This is a genomic window from Pontimicrobium sp. MEBiC06410, from assembly GCF_053601615.1.
In genome coordinates, this window is record NZ_JBSHNT010000102.1 from 1 (window position 1) to 339 (window position 339).

Here is a 339-nt window from a genome sequence, read left to right on the forward strand (position 1 = left end):
CGTAAACACAGGCTGTTATGATACAACAACGCTAACCTTACAAGTCGAGCAAGCCCCAGTAGCCTGCACCCCAACACCATTAGAATACTGCGACCCAGACAGCGATGGCTTTGGAGAATTCGATTTAACCCAAGCCGATAACGAAGTGGCCTGTGGAGTAACAGCAGGATTAGTCATCACCTACCATGAAACCATGGCCGATGCAGAAAACAACATTAATGCCATCACTGGCATTTACAATAACATTGTGGTTAACATGCAAACCATTTATGTACGAATAGAAAGCTCAACTATCGCAACAGACTGTGCAAGCTTTGTAGAACTACAACTTATCGTCAA

The 339-nt window shown here is 44.0% G+C and carries 1 protein-coding gene; it reads left to right on the forward strand.

Annotated features, from left to right (window positions below; all coding sequences use genetic code 11):
• Nucleotides 1-339 (forward strand): hypothetical protein (locus tag ACVC08_RS00670; RefSeq protein WP_452600582.1); only part of this gene is annotated, 339 nt, incomplete at both ends.